This is a genomic window from Streptomyces diastatochromogenes, assembly GCF_002242805.1.
GTDB lineage: Bacteria > Actinomycetota > Actinomycetes > Streptomycetales > Streptomycetaceae > Streptomyces > Streptomyces diastatochromogenes.
Genome location: NZ_MCGQ01000072.1, coordinates 1 through 23,270, shown reverse-complemented (window position 1 = coordinate 23,270; position 23,270 = coordinate 1). Strand labels below are relative to the sequence as shown.

The window sequence follows — 23,270 nt, the reverse complement described above, 5'->3', positions numbered from 1 at the left end:
CAAAACGCACGCTAATTGTGCGCGATTCGTACGCTTCAAGGGATAGGGTGTGGGTCAGGAGGTGCTGTCGTGTCTGAGTTGTTCGATGCGGTCGATGCGCTGGTTGCGTCCCGCGCGTCACTGCCGTCGCCCGAGGAGCGCAGGCGGCTGCGGAAGGCTCACGGCCTGACGGTGGATGAGGTGGCTGCCGCTTTGAAGGTGCGGCGTGCCACGGTCAGTGGCTGGGAGTCCGGGAAGACCGAGCCGCGGCCGCCGGAGCGTGACGCGTACGCGCGGTTGCTGAAGAAGCTCGCGGAGCTCTACCCCGCCCCCGCCGACACGGCCCTGCCCGTGCAGGAAACACCAGGACCGGAGACGCCTACCGGCGACGCGGCTACGGCGACGCAGGCGCCCACTGTCGCGACGCGAGCGCCCGGATCTGCGACCGTGACCGTTTCCGAGAGCACCCGGCCGCGCCCTGCCGCCACCGGCACCGCCGCCGCGCCGGTTGCGCCGTCGCGTCCGGAGCGCATCGAAGCCAGGCCAGTGCCGACGTCACGTCGTTCGGACGCGCAGGTGGCCGCCGGGGCGCACACTCCCGCGGGTAGTGAACGAGGCTTCGAGAACGGTCCGCTGGCGGTCGTCGACGTCGTGGATGGTCAGCTGCTGGCGTACTGCGTCGGCGGTCTGGTCCTAGACGTGCCCGCGAAATCCCTTGCGTCCCTGGTCGACTGGACCCTGAAGGAAGCGCAGCTCGGGCAGCCGAAGCTGGTCGGGTCGGGCAAGGACGCCGACCCGCTCATCGTGCTGACCGAGTCGGCGTGCGAGCGCTACGGCCTGCCGGCCGCCCTCACCGACGAAGAGCGTCTGGCCGGGCGCCTGCCGGAGGACCACAAGGTCATCAAGCAGCTGGCGCGCGCGGACTGGAAGTTGACCGGACGCGGGTTCGGACCGTGGGCGCGGATCTACCGCCCGGCGCAGGGCGCGCAGCGCAACTGCGTGCAGCTGTGCATCCCGTCATGGAACGCGCTCGACACCCGGCACTGGGCCGACGCCGCACACCTTCCGCCGGCCGAACTCGCCCAGTTGCTCGGGACGTACGCGTCCCGGGTGATGACGCCGCGCGGGTCGACGGCCGTGACCGGCCTGGAGCTGATGACCGCCTTCCACCCGCCGACCCGCGCATCCGAGCCGGACGAGAACGGCAACCGGCACAGCGAGCACAACCCCGGCAGCCTGGGCAAGGACCCGGTCGATCCGGCGCCGTGCGAGGTTCCCGACGGGCACCCCCTGCTGGCAGACCTGCCGCGCTTCCACCGCCGCACCCCGGCGGAGGTCCTGGTGGAGGAGGCGTATGACTGGGCGCGCCCGCTCACCGACGCCGAATGCACCAAGCGGTTCCTGGTCGGTATCGACGTCAACATGGCCTTCGCCGCCGGCGCCAACGGCCTGGTCGTCGGCCTCGGCGCGCCGACGAACGTGAAGAACCCGGTGTTCGACCCGAAGCTGCCCGGCTCGTGGCTGGTCGACCTCTCCCACGTCGACCTGTCGAGGGTGAAGGCCGGCAAGGAGTGGGTGGAGCTGGATGCCGGCCTGCTGCCCGGCCCGTTCACGCCGACCGGCGAGCGCCCGCAGGGCCCGGCCTGGTACGAGACGCGGACCGTCGCCTACGCGGTGGAGCTCGGCTACGACGTCGCGCCGATCGAGGGATACGTCCGCTACGAGAACGGCCGTTACCTGGACGCCTGGTACAACCGGCTGCGCGACGCCTACGTCGACACCATGGCCGACCTCGGCGTGTCCGCAGACTTGTTGCCGCAGGAGTTCCTCGAGGCGATGGACGGCCACAAGGAGCGTGATCCTGAGCTCGCGATCGTCGTGTCCGCGATCAAGGCGACGGTGAAGGGCGGCATCGGCAAGCTGAGGGAGCGCCCGCGGGGCGGCGGCTGGAAGCCCGGCCAGCCGTGGCCTGCCCTCAAGCGGCCGACGTGGCGGCCGGACATCCGCGCCGCGGTCATCGCCCGCACACGCATCAACATGCACCGCAAGATCGTCAAGCATGCCGCGTTCACCGGCCAGTACCCGGTCGCGATCCTCTCCGACTGCGCCGTCTACGCCTCCGACGGACCGAGCCCACTGGACTTCCTGCCCTACCGGGACGGCAAGCCGCTCCCGGGCGGCTGGCGGCTCGGCGTCTCGCCCGGGATGGTCAAGCACGAGGGCACCCAGAGTGTGCTGTGGGGCGAGGGCGTGCGCGAGCAGTTCCAGGCGCCGGACCTCAACCTCGCCCGCTACATCAAGACCGGCGAGGTCACCAACAAGGACACCGGGGAGTAGACCGCGATGAGCATGTTCGGGGACGGCCTGGACACGGCGGTGCAGCGGGCGTTCACGCGCCCGATCCCGAAGAGCGCGGGCGCGCAGATGCGGTACCTGGTCAAACAGCTCAAGGGCACCAGGGCCGTCGCCCAGATGCTGCGGATCTCCCAGCGCACCGTCGAGCGGTACGTCAAGGACCAGATCAAAAGGCCGCGCCCGGACCTCGCCGCCCGCATGGAGAACGAGGTGAGGAAGCGGTGGCAGCCGCAGATCCGCGCCAACGCGCGGCAGCGGGCAGCGACCACCGGCGGCATCGTCATCGACACCCGCGCCCGGATCGGCTACACCGCCCCGATCGGCTCCACCGACGACGCCCGCCTCCGGCACCTGACCGTCGCTCTACCGCCGCAGTACGCCGCCCGCCTCTTCGACGCCCAGCAGCAGGGCGCCACCGACCAGCAGCTCCAGCAGATCACCGCCGAAGCACTCAAGGACGTGTACTTCCAGGACAACGGCCGCCGCGCCGGCACCCTGGAGGAGGTTCGCTTCACCGACATCGAGCACGTCGAGTTCGACCTGTAGGCGTCCCCGGACACTGAGAGCCCCGGAGGGCCGCATTGAGCCGAAGCGCGCTAGCTGTCACATAGGCAGGCTTGTTGTCACCTGTGAGGCTTGACGCCCGGCAGGTCGTTTTTCTCAACTCTTGACAGCCTCTGCGATCTGCAGGGCGGCCTGGGCGGGTGTGAGGTGCGTGGTGTCGACGACCTCGGCCTCGGCATGCAGCCACGTGCGGGCCGCCTCGGCGTAGGGCTCAAGGTATTGGAGACGGAACGGGGAGTTGGGGCCAAGAACAGTGTCGCCCGCGATGCGCGCCCGGAGGGTGTCCTGGTCGGCATGGAGGACGAAGTGCCGGACCGGAATGGCATGCTGGGCAAGGCCCGAGCTGATCTCGCGCCAGTACTGCTCGACCAGGACGGTCATGGGCATCACCAGGGCGCCGCCGGTGTAGTCGAGGACGCAGACCCAGGACCCGGCCGGAGGCCGTCCTCGCGGATCGTGCGTATTCCTCCCGTGCAATCCGCGGGCACCTCCGCCGACGCGGCATCCGTGCCGTCATGCCGCAACCCGCCGAAGACAGGTCGGACACCGCCTGCGGCGAGGCCGTGCCGGAGGTCGCCCGCCGGGGTTCGATGCCGAGGCGTACAAGCAGCGCAACACCGTCGAGCGGTGCATCAACCGCCTCAAGCAATGGCGTGGTTTGGCGATGCGCACCGACAAGCTCGCCCTGGCCTACCAGGCGGCCCGGCACCTGGCGGCCATCTTGATCTGGGCCCGCCGCTGAGCCGGGATAGCCGGCCCACGGCGTGGCAGTCAGGTCGGCTCGTGCACGACCAGTCGCGACTGCCGCCCCGCAAACGCGCTTCGTAGCGCCCGGGCCTCACGGTCCCGCGCAGCGAAGACTCCCCCGTTTGTCCACGTGGACGACCAGGATGTCGTAGCTGTCGATGACTTCGGAGATGCCTCGGGTCTGGATCGTGTCCCGCCAGGCATCCGTGTTCCGACCGAACCGCTGCGGCAGGCCGCAGGGTTCGGTGACGGCGTCCCAAAAGTCATCGAGTGTCTCGATCGACCGACCCCGCAGGTCGACCACCAGCTCCGATTCTGTCTTCTCGGCCATCGCAGCAGACTAACCAACCCTCTTCCAGGCGGGAGCGGTCCAAAGAGACAGGCTCTAGGTGGAGGTGGGCGGGAGGAGGCGGTCCAAAACGGCGTCGTGTTCTTGGAACACCACCCGCCCCACGTCGCGCAGTTCGTGGGCGAGCTGCAAGTCGATGTCTTCGGCGGGGAGCGGGCCCAGAGGTACCGCGGACGGGTGGGCTCCCGCGTCGTGGAGTGTGGCCAGATCCATGGCGACGAGTCTGGCGCCGTACAGGCGGGCGACGGTGTGTGCGATGCCGAGCCCTGGGCCGTCCATGTCGCCTGCGTACTGCAGTGCTACGCCCTGGTCGACGGCGAGTTGCAGCAGGGCGTGGTCGACGGCGCGCAACTGTCCGCTGGTGCACGCCAGCGGCGCGGTGTGGCCGCGGGCGAGGGCGGCTTCGAGGACGGAGGGGTTCTCCACCACGGTGAGCGCCTGGGTCGGTTCCAGACGTGGGGGAGTGCGGGTCAGGTCGAACAGGTGCAGCGCGACTGGGGCGACGGCGTCGCGTAGGCGCCGGTCGACCGGTCCGTCGCCGATGGCCTGGACGTGGTGGAGCAGCACGGTGGCGGTGAGCCGGTCAGGTACGACTCCGGTCTGCTCGAGCAGGGCGCGGATCCGGTCCGGCCGTGTCGGCTCCGTCTGTCCGGTCAGTTCGGCGACCAGTGTGACGAGTCGGCTGCCGGCGGGGGTGTCGAGGTCGAAGAAGTGGGGGTCGTCGGCGGTGTCGTGGGCGAGTTTGGGCAGTGAGACCGGCGGGTCGGCCGGCAGTCGTGTGGCCACGGCGGCGAGGGCGTCGATCAGCCTGCGCACCCCTGTGCCTTCGTCGACGCCGATCCCGGCGGCGCGCATCCGCGCGACCAGCCTCGGATACGCGGGCAGCTGTGTGGCCGCGTACTGCCACACATCCTGGCGCAGCGCCGTGTCGCTCATGCGCTGCCGTGCGCGGTCGATCACCGGCCGTCCCACAGCCTGCTCCACCAGTGCCACCAAGTCCTGCGGTTCCAGCCGTAGCACCTGGCGTAGCGCTCGTACCGGCACTCGCGCCCCGCGGGCGTCCACGACGACTGCGGAGGTGCCGCGCCGTAGTCGGCCCGCGTCGTCCAGCCACGCCCGCAGCGCCGCTACCCCCGCCGGCGGTAGACCGGTCACCCGCACACTTGCTATGGCTGCCGGATCCGTCCCGGCGCACAGCCGGTCGTGCACGGCGGCCCACAGTGGGGCCAGCGCCTCATCGCCCGCGACCCATTCCCATGTCGTGCCCATCAGCAGACGATCCCATCGTCGAAGCCCAGGCCGAGGTCCAGCGTCAGCGGCTGCGCTTCCCCGTGGCCCTGCCACAGCCACGGCACCGTCACGCGGTGCTTCCCGCTGGTGATGACCTGGTGGATGACGACCTGCCCTGCCTCTTTCTTGATCACTGGGGTCATCGAGGGCGCGGTCGCCAGCACGTCGAACTTCCACCGGCGCAGCAGTCCCAACATCTGCCGAAGGTTCGCGTCGTCGAACGCCGCGTCCAGCTCGTCGATCGACAGCAGCCGCGGCCCGCGGTACTCCCCGCTGTACATTGACCACGCTGCCGCCAGGAGAGGCAGCATCGTGGCCAGGCGCCGTTCCCCGGTCGACAACGTCTCCAGCGGGTTCATACCGCGCGGCTTGACCTCCTTGAAGCGGTCGCTGCCCCCGTCGCTGAACGAGGAGTGTGTCACCGAGATCGTCCACTCGTGCCAGGCCCGGTAGTCGAAGGTGTGCGCGACCCGATCCGCCCACGTGTCCCCGACGGACTCGTCCATCCGCTGCCGCAGCACGTCATACATCCGCTCGAACATCTCGTCCGAGGGGGGACTTTTCACCAGTTCCACCATGGCCTTCGCGTCCGCGTCCTTGCGCACCGCCCACTCGACCTTCACGCCCACCCGTGCCACCCCGGTACGCACGTCCTCCAAGGTCTGGCCGATCTGCCGCACCAGTTGCTGCGCGAGATCCTGGCGGACCTGAACGTCGCGCTGCAGCTGGGCGAACATGCTGGTCTTGATGGCCTTCTTGATGTCGGCGCGCAGGTCTTGCTCCAGCTGGGCGACTGCCGCGCGCAGTGCCTCCACCGCTGCGCGCAGGTCCTGGCCGCGGGCGGCGGCCGGATCGGCGACCTCGGCACGCTGCCAACCGGTGCCCGATACGTTGGTGAGGATGATCTGGCGGTTGAACCGGGCCAGTGCGCTGTTGGCGGTGCGGGCGGCGCCCTCGAGGGTCTTCAACGCACTGTCCCGGGCCCGGGACGCTGCGGTGAGCCGGTCTGCCCCCACTCCCGCGCCTGGCCCGGTGGGGCGGTCGGCCAGCAGGTGCCTGGCCCAGGCCAGTCCTGCGGTCAGGTTCGCGGGCCGGCCCTCCGGCCCGGTGGAGATGTCCTCGCCGACCAGGGCCAGGCCCTCGTCGACGAGCCGGCCCAACCGCGTAAGGCAGGCATCGCGGTGCTCCTCGGCCGCCTGGCGCAGCGGCGCGACCTCATCCAGCCGCGCCCGGGCCGACGCCGAGTCAGCAGCAGCTCTCTCCTTGGCGCGTTGCAGCTCCTCCACCCGTGCCCGGGCGCGGCCGAGCGCACCGGTGACCTCCTGCAGCGAGGCGCGCAGCTCCTCGTACTCGGCGCCGTGCAGGCGCCGCATCTCCTCGACAGCCGCCTTCTCGCGCCCCGAATCCACGGCAGCCTGCTCTGCCTCCCGGGCTGCGTCGGCCGCCAGGGTGCCCCAGCGCCCGGAGGTTGCCGCGTCCTGGCGTGCCCGTTCCGCGAGGTCGATCACCCGCCGTGCGGCGCCCCGCCAGGCCTCTACCTGCCGGAACATCAAGGTGGTGTCCTCGCGGTGGGCGTCGGCCGCCTTCGGATCCGCGGGCAGCACGGTGCCGCCGCCCGCGTCGGCTACCCGGTTCAACGCCCGCAGCGCCTGACGCACGGCTTCGCCGGCCCGACGGTGCCGCTCGCGCGCGTCGGCTGTGCGCCTGATGGAGTGTTGCAGCTGCTCGGTCGCGTCGTCCTCTTGCTGCTGGGCCGAGGAGACCGGCTCCAGCAGCGGGAAACCGGCCTGCTCGGCATCGGCCTGCACCTGGGCTTCCTTCGCCTGCTCCCACTCGGCGTGGCTGGCGGCCGCGGTTCCGGCCGTCTCCCGCGCCGCTCCTTCAGCCGTCCGGGCTGCAGCTAGTGCCGTGGCCGCCACCTGTTCGGTGTGCCGTGCCTCCTGGGCCAGCAGCTCCAGCGCGGTGCGGCGCCGCGCGGCAGCCGCGTCCAAGGCGTGCAGTGCCTGCGCCAGCCCGCGTTCGGCCAGGCGGATGTCCTGAGCGGACCGGTTGCGGGTCTCCTGCAGCGCCTGGAGAAGGCCCTGCCACCTCTCGCAGGCCTGCTCCCACCCGGCGGGGGAGGGGAACCGGTCCCGCTCCACCGCGGCGGCGTCGACCCGGGCGCGAGCGCGCGCAGTCTCCTCGCGTGCCCGGTGCAATGCCCCCTTCGCCTGGTCGAGTTGCTGCTCCAGGCTGGCCACGTGCTGGAGCCGGGCGCGTTCGCGGGCGCTTCGCCCGATGAACCGTGCCTGGTAGCCGGCTGGTGCGACCGCGGTCGCCACCGCGATCGTGAACTGATCGCCCGCCGACGGGTCCAGGGGAATCGACCGCAGCAGTTGATGGACCTGCTCGGGGGCGATCCGGCCCTGCACGTCGGGCCGAAGCACGTCCGCCAGACTCGCCCCCGACGCCACCGCAGCTCCTGGGCGCAGGGTCACATCCCCTGCCACCGCCTGCCCGTCGGCGCGGACCAGTGCGTCCAGCAGGCCACTGACCAGCAGAGCACCCTCGAGGCGATCTCTGGCCCCGTCCGCCAGGTGTTCGGCGAACTCCACCAGCGCCCACAACGGGGTGCCGTCCACGGGCTGTCGGCTGCGCCACAGCGGTGCGGGTGGCACCGGCGCCGCCTGCCGGGCCTGCTCCAGCTGCTGCTCCAGGTCGCGGACCGTCTCCTGCGCCAGTCCCGCCGCTTGGTCGGCGGCGTCCGCCGCACGCTCTAGTCGTCCGGCGGCCGCTGCGTGCGCCCGCTCCAGGGCCACCTGGATCTGCGCGACTGTCTGCGCGGCGTCGACCGTGGCCCCGTCCCCGGCCGGCTCCGGCACCATGCCGACATCGATCAGGACCGCGTCATGCCGCCACACGCCGACCAGTCCCTGCCACTGCTCCCAGGCCGCCACGGCTGCCGATTCGGCCCCGTCCGCTGCCTCCTGAGCCTGCGCGACGGCGGCCTCCGCCTGCGCGACCTGCCGCCGGTGCGTCTCCTGGTGCTGCTCGCGGGCCTTCTGCTCGGCCGCGTCCTGCTCTTGGGCCTCCTCCTGCGCTCCGCGCAACGCCTGCGAGGCATGCTCGGCCGCGCCGAGTTCCTGCTCCCACAGCGTGCGTGCCTGCTCCCAGGTCCCGGCCGCCTGCTCGGCCACCGCGCGGTCCGCAGCTGCCTGCCGGTGGTGCCCTGCTGCGTCGATCCTCGCCCGCGCCTCGCCCGCGACCTGCGCGAGCCCTGCCGTCAGTTTCCCGACCGGCAACCGCTCCCCGTCGCCGCGACCGTCCCGCACGAGCAGTTCGAGGGCGGGACCGCGCAGCTCCACTGCCGCGTCCGCCCACTGCCGCATCTCCTCCAGCAGCGTGTCCTCGGCCAGCGCCCGCATCTGGCCCGCCTGGTCGGCCGTGGCCCGGTCCGTCTCCTCGATCCCTTCGGCCTCACGCAGGTCGGCCGCCGCCGCGACTTCCAGTCCCTGCGCCGTCGCATGGTCCCCGAGCGCGGCTTCTACCTTCCGTAACTGGGAGAGCCGGGTGTCCACCCACGCCAGCGGCGCCGCGCACGCCCCGTCGACCACCCCCGCGGCCACTGGCGCAGCCTCGGCCGCCACCAGCCGCTCGTCGAGGGCAAGCAGCCCCTCCAGGGCCGCATCAGCGCCCAGCCGGCCCCCCACCACCCGCAGCGGCCCGGACACCGCCGACACGGCGCCCTGCGCCGACCGGACCCCATCCGCCGAATCCCGGGCGGCGCCCTCGGCCCGAAATGCCTCCGCACCGACCTCATCCGACCGCTTGGCCGCCGTGCGGGCAGCAGCGGCCAGCTCGACCGCCCGCTGCTCACGCTGCGGAAGGACCGCGCCCGCGTGCCCGCGCAGCTCCTCCTCCGCCGCGTTCTTCCGCCCCTCCAACTCCCCGATCTCGGCCCGCGTCCCGGCCAGCAGCTCTACGGCCTCGGCTTCCCGCCCCTCGGCCTGCTGCGCCTCCTCACTCGCCTGGCGCTCACGCCTGGTCTGAGCGTCGAACCCGGTGTTCGCCGTGATCAGCGAGGCAGCTTCGACCACTGCCACCGCCTCCACATACCGGCGATACGCCCGCTCCGCGCCCTGCAGCAGCTTCTCTTCCGTCCGGGCACGCTCCAACTGGTCCTCGAGCTCAGAGATCCGCTCCATCGCCTGAGCGATCACCGTCAGCCGCTCACTGTCCAACGCAGGCAGCGCGCTGGACAGCAACCGGCCCATCTCCGCCGCAGAGATCGCTTCCGCCGTGCGCACGCTGCGCAGACTGCGCAGCACCCCCACCAGCGCGTCGAACTGCACTTCGTCCAGCGGCGCGAACAACTCCTCGCGCACCGCCCGCCGGTAGTCGTGCTCGTCCCCGATCACCCGCAGATGCTCCGACAACCGCGCCCGGTTCGGCGCAGCAGACGAGGCGCTGGAGGTGAAGGCCTGCCCCTGGCAGGCGGCCAACTGCGCTGCGAGGTCACCGATCCGCACCGGCTCCCGGTCCACCTGCAGCCGCAGCTGCTCCCCGACCCGCCCTCGCGCCAGGAAGAACACCCGGTGCACCGCCTTGCCGACCGCCCTCAACCACAACCCGGTCGTCACATACTCCACAGCCCTGCCATCGGTGCGCCGTCCGTACTCCAGCCACCACACCCCCGTGCGGTCTTGCTGTTCGTCCCGGTCGGTGTGCCGGCTCAGCAACGTCCCCGCTGCCTTCCCCGACACCGACAAGGCGGTCTGCGACACATCCGCGTCCAACAGCACCGTGACCAGCATCGATGCCGACAAGGACTTCCCTGACCCGTTCGGCCCCGCGAGTGTCAGCCACCCGTCGGCGAACAGCAGCTCCTCCTCAGCCCAGGCCCAGGAGTTCACCACCCCGGCACGCGTGGGCTGCCACCTGCCTTCCGCGACCGGCACCCCCAGCCCGGCGTCACCGGCCCCGACAGGTCCGTCTCCGGCGATCCTCACGCGTCTCCCTCACCAGGCTCGACACCGGACGCCCCACCGGGCTCCGGCCCCGCCGTGCCGCGGGCCGCGTGCGCCACCCGCACCCGCCACAGGTGCACCCCAGGCGTCGCCCGCCACTGCTCCGCCTCACCCTCCACCGGCACCAGCAGCCGCGCGGCCGCCAACTCACCGATCGCTGCCCGCGCCAACGCCGGAAGCTGCGCTTTGTGGCCGGCCGCCCAGTTCGGCATCACCGCCCGCACTCCCTCCAGCAGATCCACCACGTCACTCACCTGCACCACCGAACCGGCCCGGTCCCGCTCGGCCAGATGAGCCAGTAGCGCCAACGCGGCCTGCCGCTCCATCCGCCGCCCGTTGGGGAAGTCCATCGCGGTCCCCAGCCCACTGGGATCGGTGACCTCCCACCAGTCCCTGCGCACTGTCACCCCCAACCCCAAGCTGGACATCAGTGCCAGTCCCCGCTCCCGGCCAGCCAGCGTGTGCAGGTACGCCGTCCCCGGCGTCTGCTCGTCGACGGGATCCACTCCCGGGTCGTCCACCAGCCGCCGCAGCGCCTGCAACCGCCGCTCCTCGACCGACGCCACCTGGTCCGGCTCCGGCACCACCGGGTCGAGCAACGAAGCGGTCGACAAAGCCGCCGCATGCTCCTGCGGGGGCAGCACGTCCAGGCCGAGCAGCGCGGGGGACAGCGACGAGAACCGCGCCGCCAACCGGTCCCTCGATGCCGTCACCACAAGGTCAGCGTCCTCGTCCACCACGACCCGCTCCAGGTCGGAATCCGCCTCCACCGAACCCTCAGCCTCCAGCACCTGCAACGCGTCCACCAGGTTCTGCCGGTGCCAGCGGGCCTCCTGCTTCGACGTCCCCTCCCCGGCCACCCACTGCACCCGCGGCAGCCCACCCGAGGCGGCCTCCTCCGCGCACACCTGCGCAAGCGCCTGCATCAACTCCCGCACGCTCAACCGCGGACGCCGCCACAACTGCTCACACACCAGACACACCAGCACCAGCGCCTCCTGCGACAGCAGCACCGGACGGCCCCCGCCGCGGGCCACCGAAGGTCCCCGGTCACCAGGGACATCCACACGCCGCTTGTGCAGCCGGACCAGCTGCGCCACCTCTAGCACCTCGAACGTCCAGCCCAACTCCGACCGGAACAACCCCGCCAACGCGGCCTGCCCCTTTACAGCCGCCCGGTACAGCTCCGGCTCAGCCTCGGCCCGAAGCCGTCCCCGATCCACCAGCACCCGGGCCGCATCCCGCAGATCGGCCTCCAACACCTCGCCGCTCATGCCGCCCCCTGCACAACCGCTTCGTCGGCCCGCTCGCTCGCATCCACACGGATACGCAGATCCGGGCCGGTCAGCACCCCTTCGGCCAACTCCACCCGGACCTGCCGGTCTGCCATCCCTGGCCGTACCCGCACCACGACGTTGGCCCCCTCGGCCACCGCAGACCCGAACCCCAGCACAGGGTCGAACTCCTGCAGCGCCGCCTCCACCGCCCGCAGCAAGATCACCGAAGCATCCGCCGCCAACCCCGCGAAATGCTCCAGCCCCACCTCTCCAGGCGTCACCAGCACCCGGGCAAACCGGCGGCGCAGCTGTGCCTCCTCGCGCGCCCGCGCCAGCGCGCTCTCTCGGTCCATGGTGGTGTCCGCCAGCTTCCGGGGCCTGCCACCAGGCCTCCCCACCCGCTCGTGCTCACGCAGCGTCACCTCTACGCGGTGCACCGTGAGTCCGGCTGCCGCCACCGTCGCATGCGCCACGTCCTCCTCAGCCGGCCCGATCTGAGCGTGCCACGCCGGCCAGTCCCCAAACGCCGCCCCGTACACGCGCCGAGCCTGCACCTCGCCTCCCTGCCGGTGCAAACTACGCGCCACAGAGCGGAAGTCAGCCCCCAGATCCGCACCTCGCCTCCTGGCCGCGTACCGCCGGTCGATCGCGATCAAGAGCGTGTGCACAGCGCCAGTAGCCGAAGCGATCAACCGGTAGACCGTCCCGTCAGGCGTGAACCACGCCTCCAAGTCGGCCAAGCGACGGATACGCTCGTCCACCCAGCGCTGCTGCTCGGCCGGATCCACCAGACCTGCGTGCACGGCCGCGGTCTCCACGACCGGACCGTGACCCACCTCCCGCAACGCCGCCAGCGCGTCCCCCACCCGCCGCAACGCCCGCCCGTACTCCCGCGGAAACTGCCGCAGCGCCTCGAGTACCCGGTCCCGGTTCCTGCCGAACACGTCGTCGTCAGTGACATCGGACTGGACCATCTGCGCCAGCGCACCGTAGAAGTCGGCCGTCACCCGTTGGAGCTCATCGATCCGGGCCCGCACATCATCGAGATCACCCGTCAGCAGCCCAGGATCACTCTTGAAATGCTCCAGCAACCGGCGGACCGTCTGCTCCACACCGTCCAGCAGCCGACTCGGCAACTGCAGTGCACGACGGGAGTCCAGCACCGCTGCCCGCACCGCGGCTACCAGCGCCCGCCCCCGCAGCGTCAACGCCCAGGCCTCCTGCCGCGAGATAACCCCGCGGTAGTTGCGCACCGGCGCCGCATAGTCCCTGAACGGCTTGGCGAGCTCCCACCTGACCAGTTGCTCAAGCGACGACAGTAACTGCTCCTCGGCCAGCCCATCGTGGTAACCCACGGTGCGCAGTTGCTCGAGGATCTGAGCCGGTGTCCACATCGGGCCGCGAGTGGACAATTCCTCCAACGCAGCCAGCAGGGCCGTATAGCGTTCCCGCACCAGGTCCTCGGGCAGGGCGAACACAGTCCAGTCGCTGGACAGAACGCTCCGCCACCACTGTCGCGATTGATCCATTCCGCCCCTCGCCTCGTACGCTCCCCACGTGTACAGGGCTTCCTAGTTTGAAGGCCGCCACTGACAGATCTCCCATGAATCGGGACAACGGCCGTTTTCCACCAGGGCACAAAGCACTACCCATCAGCACTTCGCCGTCCCACCGCCGGCACTGACGAAACCCGGGAATGCGAATGGATCTGGCGGGAAGGCCATACACCCGGGCCGGAGTGCTGCACGGGAGTCATGCGGCGACGCGGTGCTGCGCGAGTTTTGCCAGCATGACCTGGTTGGCTTCCCAACCGTCGGGGAATTTGGCCGGCACGGACAGATGCACCGGGTCGGTCGAGGGGTGGCTGTCCAGGAGATCGGCGATTCCCTCGCGGGCGACGACGATGCACGCCTGTCGGTGGCGGGAGGCGAGCACGCACAGCCGCCCGGCCTCGAGGTGGAAGGCCGTGGCGTCCCGGCGGCCGGACAACGGGTGCACGACGATGACGACTTCGAACTCGCGGCCCTGCAGTCGGTTCGCGGTGTCCACCGCCACGCCTGGCGCGTTGGGAATGCCGGTCCGGGCAAGTGCGGCCCGGACCAGATCGGCCTGGTCGCGGTGGGCGACGCCGATGGCGATGTCACCGGCCTTCAGGGGACGGCCGTCCGGGTGGCGCTCGCAGGTGGCGACCGCTCCGCGGACCAGCAGCCGGCCGGCGAGGTCGGCGGCGGTCTGGAGGGTCTGGGTGTCGGTTCGCGGGACATGGCGACGCGGCAGTTCGTGCAGGGCCCAGCCGGTGGTGAAGGCCTGCACGAGGGTCTCGTCCAGGTCGGTGCGGGCGAGCCCGGCGGTGCTGAACTCCAGGGCGCGTGTGTCGTCGCCGGTTCCGGCGGTGAAGTGGGTGAACGGGTAGAACGCCTGGGCGATGGTGGGTGCGGCCGAGGACGGCAGGCGCCAGGACACCGGCAGCCGGTGCACGGGGATGTTCCGGTTGTGCTCCAGCATTACGCTGACGCCGTTCTGCGTGGGGTCGTGCGGCAGCCCGATCCAGCGCTCGGTACCGACGATCGTGAACGGGTCCAACTGGCCGGGGTCGCCGACGAACAGCCCCCGTTCGAAGCGTTCGACGATCTGCAACAGCATGTCCGAACGCATCTGGTAGGCCTCGTCCAGGATCGCCCAGCCGAACGTGGCGTCGCGGACGGTAGCCCACTTGGCGGCGGTGGCGACGATAATCCGGCAGCCGGCCAGGTCGGCCAGGGTGCGGCCGACGGTTGTGTTCGTCAGAGCACCCAGGGCTGGCGGAGGGTTGTAGCCGGTGGCACTCAGCCGTCCGACGGCGATGCCGGGGTGCTCCCTTGCCAGACGCACGACCAGGTCGTCGACCTGGTTGTTGGTCTGGGCGACGATGATCGGGCGTTCGCCGCCTTCGGTGAGTTCCTGGGCGGCGCGGACCACCAGAGTGCTCTTGCCGGCGCCCGGCGGGGAGTCGACGACCACGGCCCTGTGACGCCCGTCGGCCATGTCTGCGAGGATCGCCTGGGTTGCGGCGACGGCGGCTGCTGCAGGGCAGGGCACGGCTGGTTCGGGAGTCGTGCTGGTGTCAGTCCTCATTGCCCCACTCCTCTGCGGCGGCGTCCTCGGGTACGGCGGGGTCGGTGCCGGCCGCGCCGGCGGCACTGTGGGTCCACGGGGTGGCATCGGAGGCCGGGAACTGCGGTGCCGGGCGCCACCCTGGGTCGGGCAGGTAGGCGATGCGCTGGCCCGGCTCCGGGACGGTGCCCTGCTTCGGGACGCGACCGCGCCCCATGCCGCCGGTGATCTCCAAGGTGATCTGTGTGACGTCGCGGTCTGAGAGGACGGAGACGATCGTGGCTTTGTGCCCGGTCGGAAGCGACGGGCTGATCAGCTTGGTGTCGGCGGCCAGCCGCACGGGATCCTCGGTGCGGACGGTGACGCGCGGCCGCGGCACCCGCCTGTTCTTGTCCGTGGTGACCGTCCGGCCGGGTTCGGCTTTCACGACCGTCCCGTCGAACGCCTCACCGGCGCTGCGCCGGTCGGCCAGCACGAAACGATCGTCGAACGCCATGTCGGACTCGAATTCGGCCAGCGCGCGCTCCAGCCGGCCCAGGCGCCGGGCAGCGCCGATCGCAGTGTCTCGCTTGCGCTGCGGTAGGCCGCCGGAGTCCCGGTAGTCGGAGTAGTCCGTGAAGGCCTTGCAGTCGCCCTCGAAGCGCTTGGCGGTCCGGGGCGCCTCGGGCACGGAGCGCAGCAGCGATATGGCCTGCCACACCATGCGCCAGGTGGGCTGGATCTGTCCCGCGATCAGTTCCCGCAGTTCGGCCTCGGCGGCGGCCAGCGCATGCGGATCGCCGAGCGTGCGGGCCGTGTCGAACCTTCTGATCGCCGGGGCTAGGTCGCGGTTGTCGAACTCGGGGGAGGTCGACGGGCCCGCCGGCGGGCACACGTCCGGGTTCTCCGCATCGGCCATGGCCTGCTCGACGCTCAAGCTCGACGGGGGAGAGATCCAGGCCATCAGAGAGGCGAGATTCTGGTCCTCGAGCGTGCTCTGGCCGGTCGCCCAGTGCTCGGTGAGCATTTCGGTGACGGGCAGCAGCATGGAGGTGCCAGCCTGCTCGGCCCAGTCGACCAGGAACGTCAGCCACATGCCGAACTCCGGTACGACGTCCGGTACCGCGTAGGGACCGGACGTCGCGCGGAAGCGGCACATGCGGCCCAGGTCGGCCAGGGCTTTGACGCCGCCAGGGTTGGGCACCAGGATCTGAGGCGCCTCGGTGTACCGGGAACGCTCGCCTTCCCCGCGGCGGTCCTGGCGGAAGGAGTCGATGTAGTCCATCACGATCCGGCCGAGGTCGGCGGCGAACGCGAACCGCTGGTCGCGGTTGCGGGGCTGGGCCACGACGAGCAGGGTCCCGTTCCTCTTGGCGGAGCCGACCATCGCGGCCAGGGGAGCCCCGGCCTCTCCGGCCATGGCGAGTGGGACGATCACCAGCGGCCGCCCCGACAAGTGCCGGTGCCGGAACTCGGTCAGGGGCACTGCCTGCATCGACTCCATTGCCTGCACGTGTGCCAGCGCCGACAGCGTGCTCATGCCGCGCCCCCGAGGTCTTCCAGTTCTGCGCGCAGCCGTGCAGCGTGCCGCAGGGCCGCGGCCATCTCCACCTGGTCCTCGCTCGGCGTCAGTTCTCCACGCGCCAGTCCCATGACCATGGTCGTGGTGTCGATGCCGCCGAACTGCTCGCGCACCACCGGCCCGAGGACATCCAGCGAGGCTTCCGCGCGGGCGCGGGAGCGGCAGTAGAAAGCCATCTCGCAGTGGTTCAGGCAGTCCGGGCGATACGTCACGAGGACCCGATCCAGCGCCTCGGTCAACTCCTCGGCCGGGCGCCGGGGCCGATCTTCCGCGTCCGGGGCGAGGTCGAAGGTGAGGTCCTCGGGCAGCAGATCCACCAGGTCCCCGATGCGCTCGATGCGGGACAGCTGACGGGTCAGAGCGGCCACCTGCTTGCGAGCGTCGACGAAGGCACCGGTCGGCCGGTTGGTGAAGTCTTTCGGCGCGACGAGCACGATCGTGTCGGAGACGGCCTGCTCGCCGATGCCGGCCCGCCCGAGCAAGTCGCGGAGCGCGATGATGTACGCGCATGCCTGGGTGGTCGCCGCCCGGACCTGCGTGGAATCCGCCTGCTCGTCGATGATCGGGAAGCTCTTGATCTCCACGATGTGGAAGCGTCCGTCGATGCGAAGGGCGACCAGGTCCGGCTCCAGGTATGCCTTGTGCCCGCCGATCAGCAGGCGCAGCATCGGGTGGTCGAACAAGGTACCGTCGCCCTCGCCCCGGGCGGCCCGCAGCAGGACCTCCTCGGTGCGCTCGTGGCGCTCCTTGGAGCGGCCGTCGCCGCCGACGTCGTTCAGGTCCTCGTAGCCCACTTCCGGCAGCGTCAGATGCAGGGTCTCGCGCAGGACGCGCAGGAGTTCCGCGCAGCCGTTGTCCTTCACCATCGCCTCGAAGGCGTTGCCGCGGGTGATGGCGAAGGAGGACTGGCCGAAGGACGGGGGGTGGCCGACGTGTGTGGCGATCGCGGTCTTGTCGGAGCCGGAGGCGTCCAGCAGGGCCCGCAGTGTGCAGCGCGGGTTGTTCTCCAGGGCCGCCAGCGACCGGGCGTTGTAGTCCAAGCGCTTCGCGGATCCGCGCAGTGCGGCGAGGCGGTCGTCGACTGTTTTTTTCACGGTCTCGTAGATCCTTGCGGGCGAGAAGGGGCTGCGGGGAACGGGAGTCAGGCGCGGGCCGACCGCAGATGCGTCACGCCCCGCAGGGGCGCGCCGAACAGCTGCTCGTCGTCCCCGAGGGACTTACGGGCCTGCCGCGCGGCTTCCGCCCGGGTGGCACGGTCGGCGTCCGTATGCACGTCCAACTCGGCCTGGGCGGCGCCGATCACCTGCTGCGCATCCAGCGCGCCCTCGTGACCGGCGGCGTTCCTCGGCATGGCGTCGGGGATGTTGACGGCGAAGCGCCACAACAGCCGCAGAGCCTCCGGACTGGGTCCGTCCGCTGTGGACTCGGCCGCGGTGTGCACTGCTTCGGCGATGCCGATCGCGCTGGTGAGGAAGTCCACGCGCGGTGACAGCGGGCCGATGACGCGCTGCTCCAGCGTCCAGGTGCTGATGGTGATCAGTGCCCGCACCGGTGTCAGCAGGTCGTGCGCCAGTGCCGGGCACAGATAGTACGGCCGGGCACCTGGACTGGAGCGGTAGGAACGCTCCTCGTCCCGGCGCAGGCTGGAGAGCTTGGATGCGGACAGCTCTCCCGGGAAGAAAGCCTCGTGCACGCCGACGATCAGCTTGGGGGCAGCCGGGGCTCCGAGGAGCATCAGCGCGCGGTGGACGTGTTCGCGTGCCGGGAGCTGCGATCCCCGGGCGGCCGGAGCCGCTTCCGGGACGGTAGGGGGCGGGGCGGCTGCCGGTTCACCGGCGTCGACGAGGGCGTCCCAGGCCCGCTCGGCGCGGCGCAGCTGCATGCGCAGCTCGCCGGCCCGCTCGGTGTCACCGGCAGCGGCGGCGTCGCGGATCGCGCGGCGCAGGGTGCCGATGCTCTTCTCCAGGGCGTCCAGCGGATCACTCATGTACCAGACATTACCAGAGTTCCAGAGTTTTCCAGACTCTTCCTGTGATTCGAGGTACAGTCGGGACATCGAACCTCCGGCTGCGGCGGCGCAACCCGCGCCGGCCCGTAGGCCGTTCCTCTGGAGGCACCCGTGACGGGACGCGTATTCCACACCTCCGACTGGCACTTGGGCCGCCAGATCGGCCGCCATCGACGTGACAGCGAGGTCGACGCCGTCCTGGACGAAATCATCGCCATCGCCGAGGACTACGCCCCCGACCTGATCGTGCACAGCGGCGACCTCTTCGACAGCCCACGGCCGAGCCTGGACGACATGCGCCGCGCGGCCCAGGCGCTGCGCCGCCTCGGCACGATCGCGCCCGTGGTCGTCGTCGCCGGAAACCACGACACCACTCACGTCCTGACGTTCCTGGAGTACGTCCTCAACGACATGGGCGCCCGCGAAGGAGACCAGACCCGGGTCCGCTTCGCCACCGACGCTCACCCCGACAGACTGCTCCTTGCCGAGTACCCGACCAGGAACGGGGAGCTCACCCTGCGGATCGGCGCACTGCCCTACCTGCACCCCAACCGCTTCACCTACGACTTCGCCGACCCCGCCCTGACCACCGCGACCTACGCCGAACGGATGCGCACCGTCCAAGCCGAGGTCTACCGCCGCCTGACCGCCGACCGAGGCCCCCGGGACGTCCTCGTCTACGCCGCCCACCTGTTCATCGAAGGAGCCCTCCCGTCCTACTCGGAGCGGCGGATCTCCCTGAGCACCGAGTACGCGGCCGCAGCCGCGGACCTGCCCGACGTCGCCTACGGCGCCCTCGGCCACATCCACAAACCTCAGCCCGTCGGCCGCTCCGGATTCCCCGCCTACTACGCCGGCAGCCCCCTGCAGATGGACTTCGGCGAGACCGGCGACACCAAGAGCGTCGTACTCGCCGAGATCGGCCCGGACACCAATCCCCGCATCGAACTCGAACCGCTTACCGCAGGCCGCCGTCTGGTCCGCCTCGAAGGAACCCTGGAACAGATCGCCCACCGCGCCGCCCGCGTGGGGGATGCCTGGGTGAAAGCGGTGGTGAACGTCGACGCCTTCGACCCGTCCCTGCCAGCCACCCTTGCCAAGATGCTGCCGCAGGCGACGCTCGTCGACATCGACGAGCGCCGTACCGGCACAGCACACCGCGTGCTGGACCGGCAGACCTCCGCCACCGAACTGCCCGACATCGACGACCTGCTGCACGACTACCTCGCCGACCGCGGCACTGGCGGCCGGGCCCTGGACCGCGCCATGGCCGCCTTCGCCCACCTGCGAGCCGAACCCGACCCCGAGGACCCCGCACCGTGCTGCGAGGAGACGCTGCTGACCGCGGCCATCGCCGGCCAACCCCTCGACACGCTTGACCGCTCCAGCCTGCTGACCGGCATCGACACCACCGACGCGGAGACCACGCGATGAAACCGATGACACTCACCCTCACCGGATTCCGCAGCTACCCCGCCCAGGCCACCGTCGACTTCACCGGCAAGAGCCTGGTCGCGGTCCTCGGCGACACAGGCGCCGGCAAGAGCAGCCTGCTCGACGCCATCGCCTTCGCCCTGTTCCGCAAAAGCTCCTGGGACGCCAAGGAACCCCGGCAGCTCATCGCCGACGGCGCACAGGCCATGAGCGTCGAACTCACCTTCGTACACGACGGGCAGAACTGGCATGTCCACCGCACCATGCACGCCACCAACCCGAACGCGGGCCGGCACCACCTGAAAAACCTGGACACCGGTGAGGAGACCGACGGCGCCACGGCTGTCGACAACCGCATCAAGACGGTGCTGCAGATGAGCTACGACACCTTCCTGCGGGTGGGACTGCTCCCGCAGGGCAAGTTCGACCAGCTCCTCACCGCCGCTCCCAAGGAGCGCAGCGAACGGCTCCGTGAACTGTTCGGTGCCGAATCACTGGAAGCAGTCCGGAACCTGGCCGCCCGCCACGGCCGCACGCTCCAGCAACTCCTGGGCGATGCGAAAGCCAAACGGGCTCCCATGCCGGACAACCCGCAGGAGACGGCCGACGCAGCCGGTGCGGCCGCCGACGCGGCCACAGCCCAGGCCGAACGCCTGAACACCGCCGTCGTCCGTATCACGGCACTGCAGGAAGAGGTCTCGCAAGCCCGGAACACCGCGGCGGCAGCCACCAGCGCCTGTCAGAGCCTGGCAATGCGTCAGGTGACCGACGCCGACACCGTCCTCGACGCGCTCGAGTGCGCCGCCACCGACCTCACCACACGGCACGACCTCCTCGACCGGCGTGCCGAGCAAGCTGCGGCCAGGGAAGAGGAACTGACCGGAGCGATCACCGCGGCGGAGAGGCAAGGAGAAGGCCGGGACGCCCTTGCCCAGGCCGCGATGATCCTGAAGACCCTCGCAGAAACCGCCGAGGAACACCGAGACGAACGCGACCGGTTGGCCTCCCTCACCACACAACTCGACGACGAACACGATGCCATCGCCACGGCTGAAGCGGAACTGGCCGAACGGGCCGCACACGTCGAAGCGACGGCAGAGGCAGCCCAGGCCACCGCCGAGACCAGCAAGCAGATCCGTACGCACAGCACCACTGTCCGCACCGCGTTGGACGCGGCCCTCTCGGCAGCCCGACGCGTCGCTGACACCGCGCGCGCCCACGCCACCGCAGTGGACCGGCAGGAATCCGCCCACAAGGATCTCGGCCCGGTGGAGGCCGAGGCAGCTGCGGCCCACGAAGATCTCACCACGGCCGAGACACACCTGGAGGCGCTGCGGCTGCGAAAAAAGGCAGCCGCGATCGCCACCGAACTCCACCCCGACGACGACTGCCCTGTATGCCGCCGGCAGCTCCCGGCCGACTTCCACCCCGCACCGGCCGACGCGGAAGAACTGGCCGAGGCGCACACGCAACGAGAGCAGGCCAAGAGCGCACACGACAGGGTCGTCGACCTGCGCGCCGAAGCCCGCGCCGCCGTGACCGCCGCCGACAAAGCGGTGCTCGAACGTGACCACGAGCACAAAAGCGCACAGCAGACGGCGCAGGAGACTACCCAGGAAGCGGAACAAGCCTTCCGAAGCCTGGAGGCCCTGGCCACCGAGGCAGGCACGGACTTCGACGCCCGATCAGCCTCAGCAAGACTGACCGCCGCCACCACTGCCCTGGCCGCCCCCGCAACCAACAGCACCGCATCACCGCACCAGCAGCACCTCGAGCAGGACACCGCAGCGATCACCCACGCCATCGCCGCATGCGAACACGCGGCCACCGCACACGCCGAAAAGCTGCAGGCCGAAGAGCACCGCCGCACCGCTGGAATCGAAGCGGACCGCAAAACACTGGCAGAACGCAAGAAAGCACACCACCGCGACAAAAAAGATGCATCCGCAGCTCAAGAGCGGCATGCCCGGGCTGCAGCAAGGACTGCCGCGGACATCGGCATGCTTCCCGCGCGCATCCAGGCGATGTTGCCGCACGACCCGATCGACATCGTCGTCGGACAGACGGACGCCGCCACCACAGCCGTCAACGCCCGGCAGACCGAACTCCAAGAGTTGCTCGACCAGAGGGAAGCAGCCCGAGCGGAGAAGACCGCGGTACTCGCCGACCAGCGCATTCTCGACCACGACACCCACGCCCGCCTGGAACGCCCCCTCGACAGACTGCGTGACAACCTCGACGCGTGGACCCAGGCCGCAGACCAAGCTCGCACCCGACTCGATGAGGCCGACCGGCCAGCGCTACCAGAAGCTCCCACCCAGCCGACGATCGCTGAAGTCCGCCACTACGCCGCCGCCCTGTCCACGACGATCTCAGTACTCGGTGACAAGCTCGTTGAGCGAGCCACCACGGCGACGGAACGCGCATCTGCAGCCGAAAGCGGCCTCGGCGAGTATGCAGCCGCACTCGCCGACATCGACGACTTCGACGCCTCAGCCGACCTGACCGCACCCAAATCACTTCACCCCCTCGTTGCCGCAGCCGCGCAGGCAGCCAAAGAAGCCGAAGGTCAGCGCTGCAAACAGCGAGAAGCACAGGATCTGATCAAGCCGGCCGCTGACCTGGACTTCGCCATCACCGCAGGCGAAGCCCGCTATGAAGCCCTCGAGGTACTACGCCGCGAACTGGTTGACGCCAAGTTCCTGGGCCACCTCACCACGCTGCGAACCCGCGCACTGCTCGGCGTCGCCAGCGACCTGCTCGGGCAGATGTCTGACGGTCGATTCGGTTTCGCAGACGACTTCGACATCATCAGCCGCAGCTCCGGGGTCGCCCACCACCCGAATCGCTTGTCAGGAGGGGAGAAGTTCATGGCGTCCCTCGCCTTGGCCTTGGCACTAGCCGAACTGCACTCCCGCAGCGGGCCGACTCTCGGCTCCCTCTTCCTCGACGAGGGCTTCGCTGCTCTCGACACCACCGCCTTGGACCTGGCACTGGAGGTACTGCGCGCCCAGGCCGGCGGTGACCGCCTGGTAATGGTGATCAGCCACCTGCACGCCGTCGCCGAGGCCGTCGACGATGTGCTGTGGGTGGAGCGGACCACCGCCGGCTCATCCGCCCGGTGGCTCACACCGGCTGAGCGAGACGACATGGCCCAGGACAACCTCGCCAGCGGACTGCACTCCCAGGCGCGATAACCACACAGGGCACACCATCCATCGCCGTCCCCACCCCTTGACGCGGAAGGGCTCACCGGAAACGGCCGGGAGATGCCGCCGGCCTCCTCCGCGCGCGGCTGGCCTGCCATGTGGTCCGAGGCCATCTCCCGGGAGAACGCCGTCGCGTTCACCTCACCACAGGAGACAGTGAGGGTACTGCGCCGGACCCGCTGGAACCGCGGCGCGTCCTGGAAGCGTTCCCGGACGGGCGCCCACGAGGTGTTCAGCTCGGGGAACGCGTGGTGGCCCGGCCTGGACGGGTAGGCATCGCCTGCTTGTAGTTGATCCACGACCAGGCGTCGGTGAGCCGTTCACGCAGGTGCCTCACGGCTGCGCCTCCAGATGATCAGGCCCCGCGCCCGCAGCCAGCTTAGAGGGCGTTTTGCTCC

General features: G+C 70.5%; 14 protein-coding genes and 1 pseudogene. 5 read left to right on the top strand and 10 right to left on the bottom strand.

What is annotated here, in order from left to right:
• The first annotated feature begins 69 nt into the window (after positions 1–69).
• Entirely contained in the window at positions 70–2,316 is a 2,247-nt protein-coding gene (tap, locus tag BEK98_RS44795) for a telomere-associated protein Tap (protein WP_094222594.1), read from the top strand.
• Positions 2,317–2,322: 6 nt separating this feature from the next.
• Positions 2,323–2,880, top strand: coding sequence for a telomere-protecting terminal protein Tpg (gene tpg, locus BEK98_RS44790; protein ID WP_094222593.1), 558 nt, complete (start codon positions 2,323–2,325; stop codon positions 2,878–2,880).
• Between the two features lie 114 nt (positions 2,881–2,994).
• Here tpg and BEK98_RS44785 read toward each other — a convergent pair whose 3' ends face one another.
• Entirely contained in the window at positions 2,995–3,375 is a 381-nt protein-coding gene (locus BEK98_RS44785) for a hypothetical protein (protein WP_425276663.1), read from the bottom strand.
• Here BEK98_RS44785 and BEK98_RS44780 point away from each other — a divergent pair.
• Positions 3,318–3,640, top strand: a pseudogene (locus BEK98_RS44780) (transposase); the annotation flags it as partial. The gene BEK98_RS44785 and the pseudogene BEK98_RS44780 overlap by 58 nt on opposite strands.
• A gap of 96 nt (positions 3,641–3,736) precedes the next feature.
• Here BEK98_RS44780 and BEK98_RS44775 read toward each other — a convergent pair.
• From BEK98_RS44775 to BEK98_RS44735, 9 genes are all read right to left on the bottom strand, one after another.
• Positions 3,737–3,976: a barstar family protein gene (locus tag BEK98_RS44775; RefSeq protein WP_244202258.1), complete on the bottom strand. Its 240-nt coding sequence runs from the start codon at positions 3,974–3,976 to the stop codon at positions 3,737–3,739.
• A 54-nt stretch (positions 3,977–4,030) separates the two neighbouring features.
• Complete coding sequence (locus BEK98_RS44770; RefSeq protein ID WP_094222592.1) at positions 4,031–5,263, bottom strand: DUF2399 domain-containing protein; 1,233 nt, start codon at positions 5,261–5,263, stop codon at positions 4,031–4,033.
• Positions 5,263–10,272: an SbcC/MukB-like Walker B domain-containing protein gene (locus tag BEK98_RS44765; protein ID WP_094222591.1), complete on the bottom strand. Its 5,010-nt coding sequence runs from the start codon at positions 10,270–10,272 to the stop codon at positions 5,263–5,265. The genes BEK98_RS44770 and BEK98_RS44765 overlap by 1 nt, the downstream gene beginning before the upstream one ends.
• The gene (locus tag BEK98_RS44760) at positions 10,269–11,564 is read right to left on the bottom strand and encodes a DUF2398 family protein (RefSeq protein WP_094222590.1); all 1,296 of its coding nucleotides are present in this window, start codon (positions 11,562–11,564) and stop codon (positions 10,269–10,271) included. Before BEK98_RS44760 ends, BEK98_RS44765 begins: the two co-directional genes overlap by 4 nt.
• Positions 11,561–13,096, bottom strand: a complete 1,536-nt coding sequence (locus BEK98_RS44755) for a DUF2397 family protein (protein WP_094222589.1) — start codon at positions 13,094–13,096, stop codon at positions 11,561–11,563. The genes BEK98_RS44760 and BEK98_RS44755 overlap by 4 nt, the downstream gene beginning before the upstream one ends.
• A 223-nt stretch (positions 13,097–13,319) precedes the next feature.
• A complete protein-coding gene (locus BEK98_RS44750; protein WP_094222588.1) occupies positions 13,320–14,681 on the bottom strand; it encodes an AAA domain-containing protein in 1,362 nt (453 codons plus the stop codon).
• A complete protein-coding gene (locus BEK98_RS44745; RefSeq protein WP_094222587.1) occupies positions 14,671–16,179 on the bottom strand; it encodes a hypothetical protein in 1,509 nt (502 codons plus the stop codon). Before BEK98_RS44745 ends, BEK98_RS44750 begins: the two co-directional genes overlap by 11 nt.
• Entirely contained in the window at positions 16,176–17,315 is a 1,140-nt protein-coding gene (locus BEK98_RS44740) for a hypothetical protein (RefSeq protein WP_094222586.1), read from the bottom strand. The genes BEK98_RS44745 and BEK98_RS44740 overlap by 4 nt, the downstream gene beginning before the upstream one ends.
• A gap of 47 nt (positions 17,316–17,362) precedes the next feature.
• Positions 17,363–18,208 (bottom strand): hypothetical protein, encoded by an 846-nt coding sequence (locus BEK98_RS44735; RefSeq protein WP_094222585.1) that lies wholly within the window; start codon positions 18,206–18,208, stop codon positions 17,363–17,365.
• A 132-nt stretch (positions 18,209–18,340) separates the two neighbouring features.
• On the opposite strand from BEK98_RS44735, the gene BEK98_RS44730 reads away from it, so the two are divergent.
• Together BEK98_RS44730 and BEK98_RS44725 are read left to right on the top strand one after the other, a co-directional pair.
• Complete coding sequence (locus tag BEK98_RS44730) at positions 18,341–19,663, top strand: metallophosphoesterase family protein (RefSeq protein WP_094222584.1); 1,323 nt, start codon at positions 18,341–18,343, stop codon at positions 19,661–19,663.
• Positions 19,664–19,668: 5 nt separating this feature from the next.
• On the top strand, positions 19,669–22,860 hold the full coding sequence (locus tag BEK98_RS44725; protein ID WP_244202257.1) for an AAA family ATPase: 3,192 nt from the start codon (positions 19,669–19,671) through the stop codon (positions 22,858–22,860).
• Positions 22,861–23,270 lie beyond the last annotated feature (410 nt).

What these genes read in the sequence shown, in the direction of transcription:
- BEK98_RS44725 (WP_244202257.1), top strand. Translation starts at nt 19,669, where the DNA reads ATGACACTCACCCTCACCGGATTCCGCAGCTACCCCGCCCAGGCCACC.
- BEK98_RS44770 (WP_094222592.1), bottom strand. Translation starts at nt 5,263, where the DNA reads ATGGGCACGACATGGGAATGGGTCGCGGGCGATGAGGCGCTGGCCCCA.
- BEK98_RS44750 (WP_094222588.1), bottom strand. Translation starts at nt 14,681, where the DNA reads ATGAGGACTGACACCAGCACGACTCCCGAACCAGCCGTGCCCTGCCCT.
- BEK98_RS44775 (WP_244202258.1), bottom strand. Translation starts at nt 3,976, where the DNA reads ATGGCCGAGAAGACAGAATCGGAGCTGGTGGTCGACCTGCGGGGTCGG.
- BEK98_RS44760 (WP_094222590.1), bottom strand. Translation starts at nt 11,564, where the DNA reads ATGAGCGGCGAGGTGTTGGAGGCCGATCTGCGGGATGCGGCCCGGGTG.
- BEK98_RS44755 (WP_094222589.1), bottom strand. Translation starts at nt 13,096, where the DNA reads ATGGATCAATCGCGACAGTGGTGGCGGAGCGTTCTGTCCAGCGACTGG.
- BEK98_RS44745 (WP_094222587.1), bottom strand. Translation starts at nt 16,179, where the DNA reads ATGAGCACGCTGTCGGCGCTGGCACACGTGCAGGCAATGGAGTCGATG.
- BEK98_RS44735 (WP_094222585.1), bottom strand. Translation starts at nt 18,208, where the DNA reads ATGAGTGATCCGCTGGACGCCCTGGAGAAGAGCATCGGCACCCTGCGC.
- tpg (WP_094222593.1), top strand. Translation starts at nt 2,323, where the DNA reads ATGAGCATGTTCGGGGACGGCCTGGACACGGCGGTGCAGCGGGCGTTC.